The 19,360-nt window shown below is 65.6% G+C and carries 19 protein-coding genes; 15 read left to right on the top strand and 4 right to left on the bottom strand.

What is annotated here, in order from left to right; translation table 11 throughout:
* Positions 1-88 precede the first annotated feature (88 nt).
* From ABXG85_RS10680 to ABXG85_RS10645, 8 genes are read left to right on the top strand one after another with little or no spacing between them, the layout of a single operon-like run.
* Positions 89-925, top strand: a complete 837-nt coding sequence (locus tag ABXG85_RS10680; protein WP_353513616.1) for a TrmB family transcriptional regulator — start codon at positions 89-91, stop codon at positions 923-925.
* Positions 912-1,880, top strand: a complete 969-nt coding sequence (locus ABXG85_RS10675) for a thiamine pyrophosphate-dependent dehydrogenase E1 component subunit alpha (RefSeq protein WP_353513615.1) — start codon at positions 912-914, stop codon at positions 1,878-1,880. Before ABXG85_RS10680 ends, ABXG85_RS10675 begins: the two co-directional genes overlap by 14 nt.
* Positions 1,868-2,857 (top strand): alpha-ketoacid dehydrogenase subunit beta, encoded by a 990-nt coding sequence (locus ABXG85_RS10670; RefSeq protein WP_353513614.1) that lies wholly within the window; start codon positions 1,868-1,870, stop codon positions 2,855-2,857. The genes ABXG85_RS10675 and ABXG85_RS10670 overlap by 13 nt, the downstream gene beginning before the upstream one ends.
* Positions 2,848-3,096, top strand: a complete 249-nt coding sequence (locus ABXG85_RS10665) for a lipoyl domain-containing protein (RefSeq protein WP_353513613.1) — start codon at positions 2,848-2,850, stop codon at positions 3,094-3,096. Before ABXG85_RS10670 ends, ABXG85_RS10665 begins: the two co-directional genes overlap by 10 nt.
* Positions 3,093-4,139 (top strand): DctP family TRAP transporter solute-binding subunit, encoded by a 1,047-nt coding sequence (locus ABXG85_RS10660; protein WP_353513612.1) that lies wholly within the window; start codon positions 3,093-3,095, stop codon positions 4,137-4,139. The genes ABXG85_RS10665 and ABXG85_RS10660 overlap by 4 nt, the downstream gene beginning before the upstream one ends.
* A complete protein-coding gene (locus tag ABXG85_RS10655) occupies positions 4,139-4,597 on the top strand; it encodes a TRAP transporter small permease (protein WP_353513611.1) in 459 nt (152 codons plus the stop codon). The genes ABXG85_RS10660 and ABXG85_RS10655 overlap by 1 nt, the downstream gene beginning before the upstream one ends.
* A gap of 4 nt (positions 4,598-4,601) precedes the next feature.
* Complete coding sequence (locus tag ABXG85_RS10650; RefSeq protein WP_353513610.1) at positions 4,602-5,867, top strand: TRAP transporter large permease; 1,266 nt, start codon at positions 4,602-4,604, stop codon at positions 5,865-5,867.
* A complete protein-coding gene (locus ABXG85_RS10645) occupies positions 5,852-6,979 on the top strand; it encodes an MFS transporter (RefSeq protein WP_353513609.1) in 1,128 nt (375 codons plus the stop codon). The genes ABXG85_RS10650 and ABXG85_RS10645 overlap by 16 nt, the downstream gene beginning before the upstream one ends.
* A gap of 324 nt (positions 6,980-7,303) precedes the next feature.
* Here the strand turns inward: ABXG85_RS10645 and ABXG85_RS10640 are convergent, their stop codons facing one another.
* Positions 7,304-7,864: a hypothetical protein gene (locus tag ABXG85_RS10640; RefSeq protein WP_353513608.1), complete on the bottom strand. Its 561-nt coding sequence runs from the start codon at positions 7,862-7,864 to the stop codon at positions 7,304-7,306.
* Positions 7,865-8,980: 1,116 nt separating this feature from the next.
* Here ABXG85_RS10640 and ABXG85_RS10635 point away from each other — a divergent pair.
* The 4 genes from ABXG85_RS10635 (at position 8,981) to ABXG85_RS10620 (ending at position 12,756) form a co-directional block, all read left to right on the top strand.
* Positions 8,981-10,255: an ABC transporter substrate-binding protein gene (locus ABXG85_RS10635; protein ID WP_353513607.1), complete on the top strand. Its 1,275-nt coding sequence runs from the start codon at positions 8,981-8,983 to the stop codon at positions 10,253-10,255.
* A 125-nt stretch (positions 10,256-10,380) separates the two neighbouring features.
* Complete coding sequence (locus ABXG85_RS10630; protein WP_353513606.1) at positions 10,381-11,160, top strand: carbohydrate ABC transporter permease; 780 nt, start codon at positions 10,381-10,383, stop codon at positions 11,158-11,160.
* On the top strand, positions 11,153-11,965 hold the full coding sequence (locus tag ABXG85_RS10625; RefSeq protein WP_353513605.1) for a carbohydrate ABC transporter permease: 813 nt from the start codon (positions 11,153-11,155) through the stop codon (positions 11,963-11,965). The genes ABXG85_RS10630 and ABXG85_RS10625 overlap by 8 nt, the downstream gene beginning before the upstream one ends.
* The gene (locus tag ABXG85_RS10620) at positions 11,962-12,756 is read left to right on the top strand and encodes a TIGR00282 family metallophosphoesterase (protein ID WP_353513604.1); all 795 of its coding nucleotides are present in this window, start codon (positions 11,962-11,964) and stop codon (positions 12,754-12,756) included. Before ABXG85_RS10625 ends, ABXG85_RS10620 begins: the two co-directional genes overlap by 4 nt.
* Positions 12,757-13,356: 600 nt before the next feature.
* Here ABXG85_RS10620 and ABXG85_RS10615 read toward each other — a convergent pair.
* The 3 genes from ABXG85_RS10615 to ABXG85_RS10605 all read right to left on the bottom strand — a co-directional run bounded on the left by ABXG85_RS10615 (position 13,357) and on the right by ABXG85_RS10605 (position 16,118).
* Positions 13,357-13,629, bottom strand: a complete 273-nt coding sequence (locus tag ABXG85_RS10615; protein WP_353513603.1) for a hypothetical protein — start codon at positions 13,627-13,629, stop codon at positions 13,357-13,359.
* A gap of 156 nt (positions 13,630-13,785) precedes the next feature.
* Positions 13,786-14,283: a SixA phosphatase family protein gene (locus tag ABXG85_RS10610; RefSeq protein WP_353513602.1), complete on the bottom strand. Its 498-nt coding sequence runs from the start codon at positions 14,281-14,283 to the stop codon at positions 13,786-13,788.
* Between the two features lie 8 nt (positions 14,284-14,291).
* Positions 14,292-16,118, bottom strand: coding sequence for a polyphosphate kinase (locus tag ABXG85_RS10605; RefSeq protein ID WP_353513601.1), 1,827 nt, complete (start codon positions 16,116-16,118; stop codon positions 14,292-14,294).
* On the opposite strand from ABXG85_RS10605, the gene ABXG85_RS10600 reads away from it, so the two are divergent.
* The 3 genes from ABXG85_RS10600 (at position 16,119) to ABXG85_RS10590 (ending at position 19,175) form a co-directional block, all read left to right on the top strand.
* Entirely contained in the window at positions 16,119-17,648 is a 1,530-nt protein-coding gene (locus ABXG85_RS10600; RefSeq protein ID WP_353513600.1) for a Ppx/GppA family phosphatase, read from the top strand.
* Between the two features lie 104 nt (positions 17,649-17,752).
* Positions 17,753-18,418, top strand: coding sequence for a DUF4397 domain-containing protein (locus ABXG85_RS10595; protein WP_353513599.1), 666 nt, complete (start codon positions 17,753-17,755; stop codon positions 18,416-18,418).
* A gap of 43 nt (positions 18,419-18,461) precedes the next feature.
* The gene (locus tag ABXG85_RS10590; protein WP_353513598.1) at positions 18,462-19,175 is read left to right on the top strand and encodes a methyltransferase domain-containing protein; all 714 of its coding nucleotides are present in this window, start codon (positions 18,462-18,464) and stop codon (positions 19,173-19,175) included.
* Positions 19,176-19,360 lie beyond the last annotated feature (185 nt).

Genomic DNA, 19,360 nt, shown 5'->3' with positions numbered 1-19,360 from the left:
GGGAGAAGCCCGGGGCACAAGCCCTCGGTTGACCCAGGCCGCAACCCGTGCTACGATCGACCTCAAGACGTCAGGGAAAGGACTACGCATGCCGGAGGTTGCGGTGTCCGCCCTTTCTGACCTACAAGACCTGGGATTTAGTCCCTATGAGGCCCGGGTCTATTTGGCCTTGCTCCAAGAGGGTCGGCTTAACGGGTACGAAGCCGCCAAGCTGAGCGGGGTACCTCGCTCCATGGTGTACCAAGCCCTGGAACGCCTGGTGGCGCGGGGAGCCGCCTACCGGGTGGAGGAAGACCGGGGCGTCTTCTACGGCGCGGTGCCCCACGAGGAACTCCTAGCCCGCCTCGAGGCCGAGTCCCAAAGACGCCTAGACCGCGCCCGGGAAAGCCTGGCCCGTCTGACCCCAAAGCGGCCTCTTGGGGCCATCTGGCGGGTTGAGGGAGCGTCCCGAACCCTGGAGGAGGCCAGGGCCCTGGTGGTAGGGGCTCGACGGGCCCTAACCCTTTCCCTTTGGCAGAACCAGTTAGAGGCTTTGGAGGACGAGCTCCTGAAAGCTCAGGACAAGGGGGTGGCGCTCCGCCTCGTCCTCTTCGGGGATCGGGTTAACCCTGGCTTGCGCCAGGTTTACTTCCACCACTTCGTGGACCCCAACGTGGTGGAAGGTCGGCTTAGGGCCAGGCTGTTCGTGGTCGCCAAAGATCACGAGGAGGTGGTGGTGGGCAACCTCACGGAACAGGGGGAGGCATGGGCGGTACGTACCCGGGACCCCGCCTTGGTCCTGGTGGCGGAGGAATACGTGCGCCACGACGTCATCTTGGCCGAGATGACCCTGGCCTACGGGGTGGAAAAGCTCTCTGCCCTCTGGACCGCCCGCGAGGATCTGCGCCGGATGGTGACGGGGGAAGAGGTGTATGGATCGCCTTAACCTATACCGCCTTATGTACCGAATTCGTCGCTTTGAGGAACGGGTGGAGAAACTTTTTCAGGCGGGCAAGATCCCGGGGTTTGTCCACCTCTATATCGGCCAGGAGGCGGTGGCCGTGGGCGTCTTGGCCCATCGGCGACCCGGGGACTACCTCACCAGCACCCACCGGGGGCACGGGCACGCCCTGGCGGCCGGGGTAGACCCCCGGGCCATGATGGCGGAACTCTTTGGCCGGGCCACCGGCGTCTGCCGGGGTAAGGGAGGAAGCATGCACCTCTTTGACCCGGACCGCGGGATGCTAGGGGCCAACGGCATCGTGGCGGGGGGCATCCCCATCGCCGTGGGGGCAGGCCTTGGGTTGCGGCTCCTGGGCCAAACGGGGGTGGTCTTCGCCTTCTTCGGGGACGGGGCCCTGGGCCGGGGTGTCCTCCACGAGGGGCTAAACCTGGCAGCCCTGTGGCGGCTTCCTGTCCTCTTTATCCTGGAGAACAACGGTTACGCCTCCACCACCGCCCATGCGGAGAGCCACGCCTTCCGGGTGGAAGACCTAGTCCGGGCCTACGGCCTTCCTTTCCGGCAGGCAGATGGCCAGGACGTGGAAGAAGTCTACAGTGCGGTGGCAGATCTCCTACAGGGGGTACGTGGGGAAGGGGGCCCAGCTTTCCTGGAGGCCCGAACCTACCGTTTCAAGGGCCACTACGTGGGCGACCCCGAACGCTACCGTTCCCGGGAAGAGGTGGCCCAAGCCCGTATGCGGGACCCCGTGTCCCTCGCTCGGCAGAGGCTCCTCGCTGCCGGGGTCGGCGAAAAAGCCATAAAGACCCTGGAAGGCGAGGAGGATGCCCTCCTGGAGGAGGCTGTGACCTTCGCCGAGTTAAGCCCATGGCCTGATCCCGACGAGGCCCTTCAGGGCCTTTTCGCCGAGGAGGTGAGGGACTACCCATGGGAGGGGTGAGGGAGATCACCTTCGCTGAGGCCACGCGGGAGGCCATGGAAGAGGAGATGGCCCGCGACCGCACCGTCTTCCTCATGGGGGAGGACATCGCCAAGCAAGGGGGAATCTTCGGCCAGTTCAAGGGATTGGCGGAACGGTTTGGGCGGGAGCGGGTCCGCGACACCCCCATAAGCGAGCCCACCCTGGTGGGGGCGGCGTTGGGGGCGGCCCTAGTGGGGGCAAGGCCGGTCCTGGACATCCACTTCGCCGATTTCCTCCTCCTCGCCATGGACGAGCTGGCCAACCAAGCGGCCAGCCTGCGCTACATGTCAGGAGGCCGACTCAAGGTTCCCCTGGTCATCCGGGCCCCGGACGGGGCCATCCGCTCCGCAGCGGCCCACCACTCCAAAAGCCTCGAGGCCCTCTTCCTCCACCTGCCCGGTTTCAAGGTGGTGGCCCCGGCCACGCCTAAGGACGCCAAGGGCCTCCTAAAAGCCGCTATCCGCTCCGACGATCCCGTTCTCTACCTGGAGCACAAGGCTCTATACACCCGCAAAGGCCCGGTGCCCGAGGGGGAGGTTCTGACGCCCATCGGCCGGGCTGAGGTGGTGCGGGAGGGGCGGGACGTCACCTTGGTCAGCTATAGCCTCACCCTTTACAAGGCTCTGGAAGCGGCGCGCCAGTTGGAGGAAGACGGGATCTCGGCAGAGGTGGTGGACCTTAAGACCCTCTATCCCTTGGACTGGGACACCCTCCTCGCTTCGGCGGAGAAGACGGGCCGCATGGTGGTGGCCCACGAGGCCTGGCGTTTCCTGGGACCGGGAGCGGAGATATCCGCCACCCTAGGGGAGAAGCTTTGGAACAGGCTCCAGGCCCCCGTGGTCCGGGTGGGAGCAGCCCACGTGCCCATCCCCTTCAGCCCACCCTTGGAGGAACGCGTCATCCCCCAGGTGGCCGACCTGGTGCGAGCTGCGAAGGAGGTCCTGACGTGGCGCTAGTTCCCCTCCGTATGCCCCAGCTTGGTCTAACCATGGAGGAAGGGTGCTTCCAAGGCTTTGCCAAAAGGGTCGGGGAAACCTTCCGCAAGGGCGAGCCCCTCTTCACGGTAGAAACGGACAAGGCCCTGGTGGAGGTGGAAGCCGAGGCGGATGGGGTGCTGGTTTCGGTGCTGGCGGAGGTGGGGAAAACCTACCCCGTGGGCGCAATCCTTGGCTACTACGAGGAGGTGAAGGGATGAGAAGGTGGGTGTTCGGGGTGGTGGCCCTTTTGGGCTTGGCGGCGGCGCAGTTCAAGGCGGAGTACAAGCTTTCCGTGGTGGTGGCCCCCAATACCGCCTGGGGCCAAGGGGCCCAGCGCTTCGCCGAACTGGTGGCGGAAAAGACGGGCGGCCGGGTAAACATCAAGGTTTACTACTCGGGCCAGCTTTTCGCCGGGCAGCAAACCAACGAGTTCCAGCTTCTCCGAACAGGGGTGGCGGACTTCGCCATCGGCTCCACCATCAACTGGTCTCCCCAAGTGAAGGAGCTCAACCTATTCAACCTGCCCTTCTTCTTCCCCAGCTACAAGGAGCTGGACGCCGTGGAGGAGGGCCAGGCGGGCAAGGCCATCTTCCAGCGCCTCCGGCAGCTTGGGGTGGAACCGCTAGCCTGGGGGGAGAACGGATACCGGCAGCTCACCAACAGCAAGAGGCCTATCCGCACCCCGGAGGACCTCCAAGGGCTCAAGATCCGGGTGGTGGGCGCTCCCATCTTCATCGATACCTTCAGGGCCTTAGGGGCAAACCCCACCTCCATGAACTGGGCCGAGGTTCTCACCGCTCTGCAGCAAGGGGTGATTGACGGGCAGGAAAACCCCATCGTGGGGGTCATCATCCCCTACAAGCTATGGGAACTGGGACAGCGCCACTTAACGGTCTGGAACTACGTGATAGACCCCCTGATTTTCGCTGCTAGCGCCCAAACCTGGCGTACCTTCCCCCCAGAGGTGCAGAAGGCCATTCAGGAGGCGGCCTCGGAAGCGGCCCGTTACCAAAAGGCCCTGGCCCGGGCGGGGATGGACGATGGCAGCGCCTTGAAGTACCTGGCCTCCCTCGGGGTTAAGGTGGAGATCGCCGATCCCCTAGCCTACCTGCGAACCCAAGGGGTCCAGGTCACGGTCCTCTCCCCCTTGGAAGTGGGCCGATTCCGGGACAAGGTGACAGGGGTGGTGCAACGCTGGGCCACGGAGATTGGAGGAACCTTGGTGGTCCAGGCAGAGGCGGACAAGAAACGGGCCCGCTGATGCTCAGGCGCCTGGAGGAAATCCTCCTCGCCCTCCTCTTAGGGGGGATGGTTTCCTTGGCTTTTGCCAACGTGCTGACCCGCTACCTCTTCCGTTACCCGCTGGCCTTCAGCGAAGAGCTGCTCGTCAACGTCTTTGTGTGGGCCACCCTCCTGGGCATCGCCGTGGGTCTCCGCGAGGGGCTTGAAGGGGCACATATCCGGTTCGTGGCCCTGACAGAATTCCTGCCCGAACCGTGGCGCCGGGGGAGCATGGCCCTGGGCTTCCTCGTCTTTGGCCTCCTCTTCGCCACCTTGGCCTACCTGTCTTGGAAACAGGCCCTGGACGATCTGGCCTTGGGAGCCATTTCCCCGGCCTTGGGAATCCCCAACGCCATCTACACCCTCCCCACCCCCTTTCTCTGCCTTCTGGTGGCCCTGCGGAGCCTAGAGGGGGCTTGGCGGGCCCTCAGGGGGTAGGGTCGTGGGCACCCTCCTGGTCCTCCTCTTCCTCGGCCTCCTTCTCCTCCGGGTCCCCGTGGCCGCAGCCCTGGGAAGTGCCGCCCTTGTGGTCATCGCTACCCAGGGGCTCGGCCTCCAGGTGGTTTCCTTCAACTTCCAGGCGGGGATCGCCAAGTTTCCCTTGCTGGCCATCCCCTTCTTCATCCTCGCCGGGGCGGTGATGGACCGGGCGGGGATCGCCGAGCGCATTGTCCGGCTCCTCCTCCACCTGGTGGGGGGATGGAGGGCAGGAGCGGCGGTAGCCACGGTGTTAGCGGGCATGTTCTGGGGCGCGGTTTCCGGCTCGGGACCGGCCACCGTGGCCGCTTTGGGGGGTATCCTCATCCCCATGATGATCCGCCAGGGGTATGCCCCGGGCTTTGCCGCCGGGCTTGTAGCCGCCTCCGCTGAGCTCTCCATCGTTATTCCTCCCTCCATTGCCCTCATCGTCTACGCCACTTTAGCCACCACTTCCGTAGCCCAACAGTTTTTGGCTGGCATCCTTCCGGGGATCCTCCTGGGCGGCCTCATTGGGGTGGCGGCCTTGCTTGTGGTGAGGGCACGGGGTTGGGGCAAGGTGGAAAGGGCGCCGGGTTCAACCTGGCCCCTTTTTCTGGAAGCATTCCCGGGCCTTTTAACGCCCTTGCTGATCCTCGGCGGGATATACGGGGGCATCTTCACCCCCACCGAAGCGGCAGCGGTGGGGGTGTTTTGGGGCCTATTCGTGGGCTTCTTTATCTATCGAAGCCTGACGTGGCAAGACCTGGGCAACCTCTTGGTGCAGGCGGGGGTTTCCAGCGCGGTGATCATGGCCATCGTGGCCTGGGCGGGCATCTTCGCTTGGACTGCGGACACCGTAGGACTGGTGGGGACCCTAACCCAGACTCTCTTGCATTGGGGGGAGAACCCTACCCTTCTCCTCAGTCTTTTAAACCTTTTCTGGCTCTTCCTGGGAACCCTTTTGGATGCGGTGAGCATCTACTATTTGACCCTCCCCATCCTTCTCCCCGTGATGGCCCACCTGGGGTGGGACCCCGTTTGGATGGGCATCGTGATGACCGTGAACATGGCCATCGGCCAGATTACCCCGCCGGTGGCGGTGAACCTTTTCATGAGCGCCCGGGTAAGCGGCCTTCCTATTGAGGCCATCTGGCGGGAGATCTGGCCCTTCGTCCTGGCCTCGTTGGGGGGCCTCCTTCTTCTGGCCTACGGCCCTTTCCTCTGGAAGGCGATATGGGGCTCGGGCTAAGGCTCTTGCCCTTCGCAGTCGGCTACGCCCTCTCCTACCTTCTCCGCTCGGCCAACGCCGCCCTCGTCGAACCCCTAGCCCAAGAATTCCAGATGTCTCCCGGGGCATTGGGCGCGCTAACGAGCGTTTTTTACCTGGCCTTCGCCCTGGCTCAAGTGCCCCTGGGATCCCTCCTGGATCGCTTGGGTCCGGGTCGAACGCTGCCTCCCCTCTTCGCCCTCGCCGGCCTGGGGTGCCTGGCCTTCGCCCTCGCCCCGGGCTGGGCCCTTTTGGCCTTGGGCCGGGCCCTCATGGGCGCCGGAATGGCCCTGGCGCTGGTGGGCGCCTTGCGGACCTACCAGATTCTCCTCCCCGAGCGGTTAGGCCTGCTAAGCGGCCTTACCGTGGCTTTAGGAGGGCTAGGAGGCGTAGCGGCCACCGGCCCCCTGGTGGCCCTCGAGGAGGCCTTGGGATGGAGGGGGGTTTTCCTGCTCCTCGCTCTTCTTTCCTGGGGTTTGGCGCTGGTCATGGCCCCCCTGGCTCCCAAGGCGGAAGCCAGGAGGCAGGATCCCGCCCCGCAAAGGGACCGCCGCCTTGCCCCCCTAGCCTTCCTGGCCCTAGCCTACCTGGGTGGCTTCTTCGCTCTCCAAAGTTTTTGGGCAGGAGCCCATGCCTACGCCCGGGGCCTTTCTGGCCAGGAGGTGGGCCAAGCGCTTGCCCTCTTGAACCTGGCCTCCATTGGAGGCGCCTTTGCCAGCAGCCTCCTGGCGGCGCGTTGGGGAACAGGGCGCGCGCTCCTTTTCGGTATGGGCCTTTACGCCACAGGCTTAGGGCTCTGGATTGGGGAGGCTTCCCCCACGCCCACTTACCTCTTCTTAGGCCTTGGCGGTGGGTTCAACGCCCTGGTTCTGGCCCACACCGCCCGGCTTTCCCCCCGCCACCCAGGCCAGGCCATGGGCGTAGTAAACCTGGCGGGGGTGCTGGGCATCTTCGCCCTTCAAGGGGGGTTGGGACCCGTGGTGGGCCTTTACGGCTATCCCGCCGGGGGCTTCTTTCTGCTACTCCTTCTTGCGGTGGGCGTGGCGTGGGCCTGGACCCTTCTGCTTAAACCCTTTGAGCCCACCACCCGGTGACGACTCCTCAGATGGGAAGTCCGAGGCTACAAGATAGGCTTTGCCTGACCGTGGTTCAGGTCACGGCCGAAACCGCATCCATCCCCGAAGGCCTCTCCAGGCCTTAGCCAGGATGTTCTGCATTGCGGCTACGTCCCGGTGGAGAGGTGTCCCACGCCCGAAACAGGTGAACTGCCTATGCTATGTCCGCCTCCAGCGGACGTGGAGGGTCCATGTATCTCCGGTTTAAAAACCGGGGGAGGCAAGGTACGGGCTTCGCCCGTGACATAGCCCCTACACCCCCTCTTTTCTAAAAACCGCACATGGAGGCGTGGGGACCTCCCTTTAGGGCAAGACCCCTTCCCATCTCGAAACCTCCCGGGCCTCCTCTACCCTAAGGCTCAAGTCGGCCTCGAGGCGACCCACTAGCTCCAAAGCCTGACCTTTGGGAAAGAAGGTCCCGGTCAAGGAGGGGTCCAAGCGTAAGCAGAGGGAGAAAGCCTCCCCCAGCGCTCCCCTTTCCTGGTTAGGGCGCACCTCCACGCTCAGGTGCTCCCCTTCCCGATCCACCACCAACCCCACCACCCTAAAGCGCCCCGGCGATAAGGGGGGAGTTTCGGTAGTGTAGAGCTTGGCGAGGAGGGTCCTTCCCAGGTCCAAGCGGCACCCCTCCGTCCGGGGATAAAGGAGGACCGGAACCGGGCCCCCACCTGGGTTCCGCCGGAGGAAGGCCTGTAGCACCCCGGGCAGACTGGCTCGAGCCTTGGGAGCCAGGCTATGGCTAGGAACCAGGTACACCCGGTCCAAGACCTGGACGGAAGGAAAGTGGCCAGGCCCCTTGGGGGGCGAGGCCACCCCCTGGACCAGCAAAACTGCCTGAAAGGCAATCGGCTTAGCTTGGCCCATGGCTCAAGTCTACCCATCCCAGCGGGCCCGCTTACCTGAAACCGCCAGGTGGCCAACGAAGGGGCTTCCCGCCCGCAGGAAGTTCGCCATCGCCACAGTTCCCACCCCCTCATCGTCTAGGCGGAAGCCCTGGACGCCCACGAGTCCATCTTGGACATAGCTCGGCTTCTCTTCCCCGGATTTAGCCTAGCGTCTATCCCAACGGGGAGAGTACCCTCCCCACCCAGCTCTTTCGCCCTCCTTGTCAGTTCCCCATTCCGAAGGGAGGCGTTCCCGGAGAAATTCTGGGATCTCGTGGTGGCCACCCCCAGTCTCCGGAGGTGTGAAGCCTCCCACCCCCCCCAAGGCTTCCTCCTGTGTAGGGAATCAGGCTAAAGCCCGCGTAAAGCAGGGCAAAGGGCTCCGGCTCCCCCTCCCGCAGGAACGCCGCCCTCAGCTCCGCCCCCTCCCCCGCCAAGACCACCCTCCCCCCAAAGGGGGTTGGGCTTGGGCTTTCGCCCAGCCCGCCTCAGGGAAAGCCAGAAGCCCCGAAGCGACCACCGGGTCCGCTTGGGGTTCATCACCCCCCCTCGGCGCCCCAGCTCCCGGTCTACCCGGCGGTACCCGTACTCGGGGTGCTCCCCCACCCCCGCCTCCAGTAGGTGTACCCGGTGGCCCGGGGAACCTCCAAAGCCCGCGGGACGATGGGTGGGGGAGCCAACCCTTGGGCGAGGGCTTAGCTCCACGCGCTCGCCCAAGGGCCTCCCCTTCCTCTTTCTTCATGAGGCGCCGCGCCTTGTTCTCCCGCCTCTCGCCGGGGAAGAGGGAGGGCTCCTTCTCCACGAGCTCCCACCTCCCCTTCACCACGGGGTTGGGGCGGGCGTCGTGGGCGCGAGCCATCTCCACCAAGCGCTTTGCCCCTTGATTGACCGCCTCCAAGGCGGCTTGGAACTTCCCCCGCGGGGGGATAACTTTGAGCTTCTTCCCCTTATCCGCTTCGTCCGGCAATCCTGCCGTGGGCTCGCCGTCTAGTCTGGTGGTCGCATATCCAGGAACGGTTAAAGCCACCCGCCACGGGATCCGGGTTTGACGGTGGGATGACTGGGGAAGTTCAGAATGCCGCATGGGAGGTGAGCCGTGTTGCGAGCCCTGCTGTTTCTCGCAGCCTTCTTCGGGCTATCCATAGCTCAGGGACCCATTACCCTGCAGTACTGGCATATCAATACCGAAGCTTTTGGCTTACCAGCTGTACGTGAGCTCATCCGTATTTTTGAGCAACGCAACCCCGGGATTAAGGTTGAGGAGCGGTTCCATGCCAACGCCTACACGGGTTTGCTCCAGAACCTGCAAGCCGCCCTAGCCGCCGGAACCCCCCCGGATGTGGCTCAGATTGGCTATCTCTACACCCGCTACGTCGCTGCCAATTTCCCCTACGTTCCCATTAGCGACCTGGCCAAGCGCTACAACGGAGAACGCCACCTGCGCCGCTTTGCTCCCAACGTGTTGGCCTTGGGCCAGGTGGGCGGGGTACAGGTAGGTATGCCGTATTCCCTTTCTAACATCGTAACCTACTACAACGCTGATCTCGTTCGCCGGGCCGGTCTAAACCCCGACAGGCCCCCGAGCACCTGGGAGGGTTGGCGTCGGGCTGCCCAGCAGATAAAGGCGCGCACGGGCAAGACCGGTCTCTATCTGATCCTCTTGGACGATAACTGGGCGATCGAGGCGCTTATCCGTTCCAACGGAGGCACCCTACTACGTTGTGAGGCGGGATTTTACCGTTCGGGCATCGATAGCAAGGAAGCGATAGAGGCCCTCTCCCTTTGGGCAGGGCTGGTAAAGGATGGGCTCGCCCTCGGCGTACCCCTCCAGCAGGGAGAACAGGCTTTCCTGGCAGGGGAGACAGGGGCGTTCATGACCACCATCGCTCGCCGGGCTGGTTTGCAGCAGCAGACCCAAGGCCGCTTTGAGCTGCGAGGGGCGCGGTTCCCCACCTTCGGGGGCAAGAAGCCCGCGCTACCCGCCGGGGGCAACGTGCTCATGGTCTTTAGCCGCGACCCTAGGAAGCAGGAGGCCGCATGGAAATTCATCGAGTTCCTCACCTCTCCCGAGGGCTTCACCATCTGGACCAAAGGCACCGGTTATGTTCCCCTCCTGCCAGAGATTACCCGTGACCCCCGCTACCTTAAGGACTTCATGGAGCAGAATCCCATCCAGCGCATCGCGGTGGAGCAGCTTCCCTTCACTGTCCCTTGGACCAGCTTCCCCGGCCCTAATGGGTTGGCCGCCAGCCAAGCCCTTTTCCGCGCCGTGCAGCGCGCCCTGGCTGGACAGGCCACCCCGGAGGTGGCCCTCAAGGATGCGGCTCAGGAAATCAATCGGCTCATTGGGAGCGAGCGGTGCAACGAGTAGAGAGCCATCCTAGAGGAGGTGGAACCCGAACTCTGACCTGGGCCTGGGAGCCCTACCTCTTGGTAGCCCCGGGCCTTTTATTTTTGTTGGTTTTCGTCTACTGGCCCCTCCTTCACAACCTCTGGTTGAGCCTGTACGAGTGGAACCTGGTAAGCCCCCAAGCTCGCTTCGTGGGCCTGGGGAACTACCAGGCTTTGCTTCGGGACCCCCTCTTCGGCCAACTTCTGCAGCAGAGCTTGCTATACATGGCCCTGGCTGCCCTAGGCAACTTTCTCCTTCCTTTTGCCCTGGCCCTCCTTACCCTCCAGACGGCGGGACGCTGGGCCGAGCTGTACCAGAGTCTGCTGTTCACCCCTACGGCGGTGGCGGTTTCCGTTGCGTCTTTGGTCTGGATCTACCTTTATCTTCCCGCTGCGGGACCTCTCGCCAAGGCTTTCAACGCCGTGGGCTTGCCGGCCCCAAACTTCCTGAGTGACCCTCAGTTCGCCCTTTATGCGGTGAGTTTGGTGGCCAACTGGAAGTTCCTGGGCTTTCACTACCTGATCGCTCTGGCCGGCCTGAAGGCTTTGCCCAAGGAGGTGCTGGAGGCTGCCAGGGTAGACGGGGCAGTAGGCTGGACCTTCCTCTACCGGGTATTGGTGCCCCTTCTCTCCCCCACCCTGGTTTTTCTTTTCCTTAGCGCCCTGGCCAGCGCCCTGGACTATGCCTTTGTCCCGATAGACGTGATGACCCAAGGTGGCCCCTTCGGCCGGAGCAGCAATCTCATGTACGCGGTCTACCAGGAAGCCTTCCGCTACTTCCGCGCCGGAATGGCCGCCGCCTTGGCGGTGCTCCTGACGCTGGGAATGGCCTTCCTCATCGTAGGCCAGGTCCGCCTGTTGGAGGGAAGAAGGACCTATGGCTAGGAAGCTTTTGTCCCACCTCTTGCTCTGGCTTGCTGTTGGGGTCTGCTTCCTGCCGCTTCTCTACCAGCTGGGCCTCAGCCTGGTGCCTCCCGAGCGGCTCTTCGCCTCCCCTTGGCCTTTTACCTTGCCCCTTACCCTGGAGAACTATCGGGTGGTGCTGGAGAAGCTACCCTTTACCCGCTACGTCCTTAACAGCTTGGTTTTTGCCCTGGGGAGCACTGTGGGCCAACTCGTCCTGGGCCTGCTCGCAGGCTACGCCTTTGCCTTCCGGCGCTTTGCCCTCGCAGAGCTCCTGTTTGCCCTCTTCGTAGCCAGCATGGTGGTGCCTTTTGTGGTTACGTATCTACCCAACTACCTGCTGCTGGCCCAACTAGGGCTGCTCAACACTCACCTGGGCCTAATCCTGCCCATGCTCACCGCGGGCTACGCAACTTTCCTCTTGCGGCAGCGTTTCGTGAGCTTTCCTAGGGAGATCCTCGAAGCGGCCTTTGTGGATGGGGCCAGCACCCTCCAAATCATTTGGCGGGTGCTGGCGCCGGCCAATCGGGCTACTTTGGTAGCCCTTTTCATTACCCTATTCATCGGGGCTTGGAATCAGTTCGTGTGGCCCATGCTGGTGGCCAGCAGGCCTGACATGTATGTCCTTACCGTGGCCGTGCAGCGCTTCGCCGGCGGGGAAGGGGCCAACGCCTGGGGTCCTCTAATGGCCGCCTCGGTGCTGGCTACCTTGCCCGCCTTGCTCCTCTATTTGGCCTTCCGCAGGTGGATTCTGGAAACCTTACTGGAGGGAGGTGTGCGGTTTTGAAGGTCCTCTTTTTTGGCGATGTGGTAGGAGAGCCTGGGCTTAAGGCGCTGGAGCGGGAACTCCCACGGCTGAGGGCCCTTCACCAACCCGACTTCATTATCGCCAATGGGGAAAACCTGGACATCACGGAGCCCAAGCTGGGCCGGGCGGGGATGTCCTTGGAGAGCCTGAACCGCCTGTTGGCCTTGGGTGTGGATGCGGTAACGGGAGGGAATCATTCCTTTGACCCACCCTGGTTGGAGGAGGTGTTGGGGCATCCGAGGGTGCTTCGGCCGCTCAATTATGGCCCCCAAGCACCAGGGCGTGGGGTCCTGCTTCTGGAAAAGGAGGACCAGCGGCTTCAGGTGGTGAACCTTGCCGGCCGTTCGGCCTTGCCCCTGGTTGACTCCCCTATAGAGGCCATGGCTCAGGTCCTCGCCGAAGGGCCTGCAGGGGCAGTGGTGGTGGACTTTCATTCCGAGTCCGTTTTTGAAAAGTTAGGGTTCGCTTTTCTCTTTGACGGCCAGGTCGCCGCGGTGCTAGGCACCCACACCCACGTGCCGACCGCCGATGCCCGCATCTTGCCTAAAGGCACGGCGTATGTTTCCGACGTGGGCATGGTGGGGCCGGAAGGGGGAATGCAGGGGTACGAACCCCAGTTTTGGGTGGAGGCCCAGCGGCTCAGACTGCCTCCCCGGAACTTGCAGCTTCGCTGGGCGAGTGGGCCGGTCCGGATGAGCTATGTCGTTTTACAAATAGAAGACGGCAAGGCGTTGCAGATCCAGCATAGCTACCAAATCGTGGGGGTATGACCCTGGGAGCTTTCTCGGGTGGGTAAACCCACACCTACCCTCCTAAGGCCCCCTCGGAGGCCCTCCCGGATGAGGTCTTTGACCTCCCCTTTTGGAACCCGGATTGAACCCGAAGGCGGGGGCGGCTTGACGCTTACTTCCGTGGGGGACTGATAAACACTCCCCCTAGGTTTCCCCTCAAGATGAGGTACGCCGTCCACCCAGCACCGCCGTCCCCGGCTAGAACTCTAGCCGCAGCGCCCCGGCGCAGCCCGCGCGCCCTCTACCAGGAAAGCGAAAGCCCCGTGGAGCGGGTCTTCCTCCAGGGTAACGGGCCCTCCCCCACGGTCCACCCCATTCCCAGGTCGCCCGCATCCTGAGCTACCCCTTCCCCTGGGCCCGCCACACCCGCCGCCGCCACGCCGACGGCCGGCCCATGGTCAACCCCTACTCCCAGGGCTCCACGAGGCCTTCCGACAGGCCCTCCTCCCACCCTATCCCCGGGACGGGATAGGGGCCATCAGGAACGCCGCCGAGGGGTTATCGGCGAGGCTGGGCCCTCCTGTGGGCCCACGACGGGCCTGGAGCTGGATGAAGGGGCTTCGGCCCCAGCGCCGCTGGCTACAGCGGGGGCGGGCTAAAGCCGAACTCGCGGGCCGCTTCGCGGATCTCCCGCAAAAGGCGCCCTATCCGCTCCTCCTCCTCGGGCGTGGCGGGGCGAACCCGCCCGAGGAGGGTGTACAGCGCCCCAAGCTCGGCCACCTCGCCCTGCCAATCCAGGTCGTCCCAGTCGTCCGGGTTACGCAGGGCGTCACGGATGAGGGCCCAGCGGCTCTCGGCCCGCTCTAGGAGCCGAGCTGCGGGTTCTGCCTGAGCCAGACGCGATTGGGCCATAGGGTAATCGCCTCCAAGGAGGAAGCGAGGTATCCCGCCACTAGTGTACCGCGCGTGAGGTCGTAGACCACCCCGAGCCAGGGAGCCCAATTTGGGCTTGGCCAAAACGCACCTCCCCCTGGCCCACCCGACCCGGAAAACCTAGGAAAAGGCGGGCTAGCGCCGGAAGATCCTGGGGGGCAGGAAGGCCTTCAAGGCCATCCCCCCGGGGAGGGGTTCCCCTTGCAGCCAGGCCACGCCGCCCTTTTTGAAGGGAAAGCGGGAGGCCGACTCCCCCAGCGCCGAGCTCCCCAGGAAATCCCCCAAAAGAAGCCAGGCCAAAAGCTCCGACAGGTAGGGCTCGTGCCCCACCAGGGCCACACGGCCCCTTTTGGGAATTTCTTCCAGGAGGGCCGGGGAAGGGGGGAGGGCTAGGTGCGGGGTCGCCCGGCTTTCCCCCTCCAAAAGCTCCAATAGGATCTCCGCCGTTTCCAGGGCCCGGCGCTTGGGGCTGGTGAGGATAAGGTCCAGGGACACCCCTAGGGCCTTCAGGCCCCTCACCACCTTGCGGAAGCGGCGCACCCCCTTGGGGGCTAGGGGCCTGGCGTCGTCCGCCTCCTCCCCTTCCCCCTCCGAGGGCAGGGCCAGGGCGTGGCGCACGAGGAATAGCTCCATGCCTTAGCTTAGCTGAGGGGGCGCTGGGCATCGTGGCGGCCCCCCCAAAGGGGTTTTTCCCCCTCGAGCAGGAGGAGGAAGCTGTTGCGATCGTCCCGGATTTGGCGCTTCAGGACCTTGAGCACCTTGCGCTTCGCCTCCTTGTCCTGCACGGGAAAGAGGAGCTCAAAGCGGTTTTGGAAGTTGCGGGGCATGGCGTCGGCGCTGGTGAGGTAGACCTTCCAAGCGCCCCCCGCCCGGAAGGCGGCCACCCGGGCGTGCTCCAGGAAGCGCCCCACCAGGCTCTTGGCGCGAAAGCCCGGGTGGAGGAGGGTGAGGGTGCTCCGCACCAGGAGGTCCACCCGGGCCCCCGCCTCCGCCGCCTCCGCCAGGGCCCCTAGCACCTCCGGGTCGGTGAGGTGGTTGAACTTAAGGATCACCCGCCCCTGGGGGTGGGCCTCTGCCCGAATGGACTCCACCAAGAGGGCGCGGATGGCCTCCCCGGTGCGAAGCAGGGAAAGGGCGGGAAACACCCCCGCCCGCATGGCTTGGAAAAAGACGAGGACGTCCCGCACCACCCCCTCGTGGGCGGTAAAGAGGGAAAAGTCGGTGTACTGCCGCCCGTTTTGCGGGTTGTAGTTCCCGGTGCCCAGGTGCGCAAACCCCCCCTCCCGGGTTAAGAGGAGCAGGGCCTTGGCGTGCACCTTGCGTTCGGAAAGGGGAAGCACCTCCACCCCAGCCCGGAGAAAGCGCAGGTACCAGCGGAGGTTCAAAAGCTCGTCAAAGCGGGCCCGCCCCTCCAGGAGGACGTGGACCTTTTTGCCCCGCCTGGCCGCCTCCAGGAGGGCCTCCGCCAGGGGATTTTCCTCCCCGGTGCGGTAGAGGGTGGCGTACACCTCCTCCACCTCGGGGCGGAGGGCCGCCTCGGCGAAGCGCTCCACGGCGCCGTAGTCCTCAAAGGGGTGGTAGAGGAGAAGGTCCTCCTCCTGCAGCCGGGCCAAAGGGTTCTTCAGAAAGCCCTTGGGCTTAGCGGGCCGCAAGGGAGGGAAGCGGAGGCTCGTCGGCCCCGCCGCCACCAAGGCCTCCACCAGGGTGAGGTCCAAGGGTGGGGGGAGAACAAAGACCTCCTCCGGTAGGAGATTTAGCCCCTCCCGAAGCCGCAAAAGCCACGCCGGGGGAAAGCCCTCCTCCACCACCAGCAAGGTGGGCGCTCCCTCCTGCCGTTCTTCCAGAGCCTGGGCCAACTCGTCCCAGTCCGCCCGGGCCCGCTCGCTTTCCAAAAGCCTGAGGAGGCGAAACTCGTACAGGGGGGCCTCCTCGGGGAGGAAGAGGTCGCTTCGGGCCCGCACCAAGGCCCCCAGGCGCACGAAGGTCCCTTCCCGGCCCGGCACCGGCAAGAGGCGGGGAAGGTCCTGCGGCAAGCGCACCAGGTGGCGGGGTGAGGCGAAGTACAGGGCCCCGTGGGAAAGGTCCCCCACCGCCTCCCAGGGGATGAGGTCGGTCCTTGGGGCCACCACCTCCGCCAGGTAGACGCGGAAGTACCTCCAGTCCATCTCGTCCAGGGCCTCGGCGGAGAGGACCTGCAAGGCGGGGGCCGCCTCCTGGAGGAGGGCGCGGTAGCGCTCCGCCGCCAGGAGGGCTTGGGCCCTGGCCTCTTCCAGGAGGGCCAGGTGGGCCGCATCCCCCCGCCCCTTGAGGAAGGGCTTGGCGATGCGGGCGGCGAAGAACTCGTCCAGATTGCGGTTCCAAATGGCGAGGAAGCGGAGCCTCTCCAGAAGGGGAAAGTCGGGCCTTTCGCTTTGCTTGAGGACCCGGCGGTTAAACTGAAGCCAGCTCGCTTCGGGCTGGAGGTGCATTTGCTACAGATTACGCCAGCATCCCGTCAGGAAGAGGTCAAGGAGCGTACCTTGGCCGTCTTAGACCTGGGTTCGGGCACCTTCCGCCTGGTGGTGTACCGCTACCGCCTGGGGGCCTACTACCTCCTGGCGGACGAGCTTCGGGAGGCGGTGGCCCTGGGGGAGGGCCTAGCCCGCGGGCGCATCCTCCCTGAGGCCCTGGCCCGGGGCAGAAAGGCCCTCAGGGCCTTCGCCGACTTCCTAAAGGCGGTCCCGGTGGACGAGGTGGTGGTCCTGGCCACAAGCGCCATCCGCGATGCCGAAAACGGGGCCTTAGTCCTGGAAGAAGCCCGGGCCCTGGGCCTCGAGGCCATGGTGGTGCCGGGGGAGGAGGAGGCTAGGCTCGGGGTCTTGGCGGTGGCCAATGGCCTTTTCCTGGAGGACGCTTTGGTGGTGGACCAGGGGGGCGGGAGCGCCCAGATCTCCCGCATGGAAGGGCGCAGGTTCCGGCACGGGGTCGCCCTGCCCTTAGGGGCCCTGCGCCTCACGGAGGCTTTCCTCCCCTCCGACCCCCCGGCCAAGAAGGAGGTGCGGGCCCTGGAAAGGGAGGTGGCCCGGCGCCTTAAGGCGCTTTCCCTGGAAGGGGGCCTTCCCCTGGTGGGCCTTGGGGGGAACGTGCGGGCCATCGCCCGCCTGCACGCCAAGGAGCGGGGCTACCCTTGGGAGCACCTGCACGGCTACTTCCTGCCCCGGGAAGGGGTGGAGGCGCTCTACGAAAAGGTGCTAGGCCTCCCGCTAAAGGCCCGGGCCGAGCTTCCTGGCCTCGAGGGCCACCGGGCCCGCACCCTCCCCGCCTCCTTGGCCTTCCTGCGCCTTCTTTTGGCCCACGTGGGGGCCCCGGGGCTTTGGGTAAGCGGCATGGGGATCCGCGAGGGGGCCTTCTTCACCCGCTTCCTCCCCCCGCCCCACCTCCTCCCCGATCCCCGGGCCTTCGCCGTGGAAAGCCTCTACCTGCGCTACCCCTTTCCGGAGGACCACCGGGACCGGGTGAAGCGCCTGGCCCTCGCCCTCTTCGAAGGGCTTTGGCCCCTTCACCGCTACGGGGAAGCGGAAAGGCGGCTCCTCCAGGAGGCGGCCCACCTCCACGACATCGGCATGCGCCTGGGCTACCGCGACCACCACAAGCACGGGGCCTACCTGGTCTATTCCGAGCCCCTCTTGGGGTTTTCCCACCGGGAGCAGGCCCTTTTGGGCCTCTTGGTGCGCTACCACCGCCGGGGCGACCCTTCCTTGGGAGGCCTCAAGCCCCTCACGGAACGGGGGGACGCCAAGCGGCTCCTCAGGCTTTCCGCCCTCTTGCGCCTGGCTGAGATGCTGGAGCGCACCCGCTCGGGGCGGGTGCGGGGGGTGCGGGTGGAGCTTGGGGAAGGGGTGCGGCTTCGCCTCGAGGCGGACGTGGACCCCTGGGTGGAGCGGGTGGAGGCGGCAAAGCAGGCGGGGCTCTTCCAGAAGGCCTTCGGCTTGCCCTTGGAAGTGGCGGCGACGGAATAAAGGCCACCTGGACCACAAAGGGGGCGGGCTCGGTAGCCTAGACAAAAGTTATACGGCAGGTTTTGGGATATTTTTAGAGGGCCCGTAGGGGCGAGGAGGTTTGCATGCAAAGGATCCTGGGAATTCTTTTGGCCCTAGCCTTGGGTGGCCTGGCCCTGGCCCAGGGGGCCATGGTGCGGGTGGCCCACCTCTCCCCCGACGCTCCGGCGGTGGACGTCTTGGTGAACGGGGAGCGGGTCATCCAGAACCTGGCCTTCAAGGAGGTGACCCCCTACATCCCCCTTCCCGCGGCGAAAGTGCGGGTCCAGGTGGTGCCGGCGGGGCAGGACGCCCCCGTGGTCATCGACGCCGAGCTGGACCTCCGGGAGGGGGTCTACTACACCGTGGCCGCCACGGGCTTTTTGGCCCAGATCCGGCCCCAAGTCTACACGGACGCCCTGGCGGGCCTCTTCCCGCGGGCGGGCTACGCCCGGGTGCGGGTGGTCCACGCTTCCCCCGACGCCCCGGCGGTGGACGTGGCGGTGAAGGGAGGCCCCGTGCTCTTCCAGAACCTCCCCTTCCCCCGGGCGGGGCAGTACCTGGTGGTGCCCGCAGGGCGGTACGACCTGGAGGTGCGGGTGGCGGGCACGGCCACCGTGGCCCTGGAGCTTCCCGGGGTGGTCTTGGAAAGCGGCAAGACCTACACCGTTTTCGCCGTGGGGAGCGTGAGGGCAGGCACCCTCACCGTGGTGCCGGTGGTGGACGCCGCCGCCCTGGGCGGAAACCGCTAGAAGGGCGAAACCACGCCCCCAGGCGGGCCTGGGGGCCCTTTTTATGGCGCTTCCCCCTTGGCTTCCCCCCCTCCTCGCCTGCCCGCGGTGCGGGGCGGGCCTGGAGGGGTTCTCGTGCCCCCGGTGCGGGGCGCGCTACCCCTTTCGCCAGGGGTTTTTGGACCTGCGGGCGGGCCAGGAGCGGCCCCTCCTCGCCTGGGTCAACCGCCTCCCCCTCACCCCTTGGGCCTACGACGCCTGGCGGGGGCGGTCCACCGCTCTCCTTTCCGGGAGGGCCCTAACCTACCCCGAGGAGCTGGCCCTCCTCCGCTCCTGGCTCCTCCCTACCGGGGGGCCCTTCCTGGACGTGGGCACGGGCACCGGGGTCTACCGGGAAGCCTTAGGGGAAAGGGCGGTGGGCCTGGACCCTTCCCCCGCCTTCCTAAAGGCGGCGGCAAGGCGGCGGCCCGGCCCCTACCTCCTGGGCCACGGGGAGGCCCTCCCCTTCCGGAATGAGAGTTTTGGCGGGGTGGCCATCGGCCCCACCTGGAACGAGTTCCAAGACCCCAGGAGGGCGGCCCTGGAGGCCCGCCGGGTCCTCCGGGGGGGAGGAAGGCTTTTCGGGATGCTCCTCCTGGGGCCCGGGGCCTCCTTGGGGCTCTTTCGGCCAAGGGAGGAGGCGCTCCTTGGGCTATTGGAGGAGGCGGGCTTTTGCGTGGAGCTTCGCCGCTTCGGCAGGCTTGGCCTGGTCTTGGCCGAGGCGCCGGCACGAGGTTAGGGGACGTGCCACCCCACAGGCAATGACCCCGGAGGAGCGCCTCTACAAGCTAGGGGGCATGGCGGAGGGGGTCATGGCCACCTTCTTCGCCCGCTAGGCGGTGCGCTCAGACTCCCTTTTTGACCGCCTCCAGGGGAAGCCCCAAGCCCTAGCAGGGCACCTCCCCTTCTTCCGCATCCGCGCCT

It is taken from the genome of Thermus sp. LT1-2-5 (assembly GCF_040363165.1).
Classification (GTDB): domain Bacteria; phylum Deinococcota; class Deinococci; order Deinococcales; family Thermaceae; genus Thermus.
The sequence above is the reverse complement of the archived record's forward strand: the minus strand, read 5'-3'. Positions and strand labels throughout refer to the sequence as shown.

Coding starts and splice junctions, on each gene's coding strand:
- ABXG85_RS10670 (WP_353513614.1), top strand. CDS start 1,868: ATGGGAGGGGTGAGGGAGATCACCTTCGCTGAGGCCACGCGGGAGGCC.
- ABXG85_RS10625 (WP_353513605.1), top strand. CDS start 11,153: ATGGCTAGGAAGCTTTTGTCCCACCTCTTGCTCTGGCTTGCTGTTGGG.
- ABXG85_RS10680 (WP_353513616.1), top strand. CDS start 89: ATGCCGGAGGTTGCGGTGTCCGCCCTTTCTGACCTACAAGACCTGGGA.
- ABXG85_RS10615 (WP_353513603.1), bottom strand. CDS start 13,629: ATGGCCCAATCGCGTCTGGCTCAGGCAGAACCCGCAGCTCGGCTCCTA.
- ABXG85_RS10660 (WP_353513612.1), top strand. CDS start 3,093: ATGAGAAGGTGGGTGTTCGGGGTGGTGGCCCTTTTGGGCTTGGCGGCG.
- ABXG85_RS10655 (WP_353513611.1), top strand. CDS start 4,139: ATGCTCAGGCGCCTGGAGGAAATCCTCCTCGCCCTCCTCTTAGGGGGG.
- ABXG85_RS10595 (WP_353513599.1), top strand. CDS start 17,753: ATGCAAAGGATCCTGGGAATTCTTTTGGCCCTAGCCTTGGGTGGCCTG.
- ABXG85_RS10645 (WP_353513609.1), top strand. CDS start 5,852: ATGGGGCTCGGGCTAAGGCTCTTGCCCTTCGCAGTCGGCTACGCCCTC.
- ABXG85_RS10605 (WP_353513601.1), bottom strand. CDS start 16,118: ATGCACCTCCAGCCCGAAGCGAGCTGGCTTCAGTTTAACCGCCGGGTC.
- ABXG85_RS10590 (WP_353513598.1), top strand. CDS start 18,462: ATGGCGCTTCCCCCTTGGCTTCCCCCCCTCCTCGCCTGCCCGCGGTGC.
- ABXG85_RS10675 (WP_353513615.1), top strand. CDS start 912: ATGGATCGCCTTAACCTATACCGCCTTATGTACCGAATTCGTCGCTTT.
- ABXG85_RS10610 (WP_353513602.1), bottom strand. CDS start 14,283: ATGGAGCTATTCCTCGTGCGCCACGCCCTGGCCCTGCCCTCGGAGGGG.
- ABXG85_RS10640 (WP_353513608.1), bottom strand. CDS start 7,864: ATGGGCCAAGCTAAGCCGATTGCCTTTCAGGCAGTTTTGCTGGTCCAG.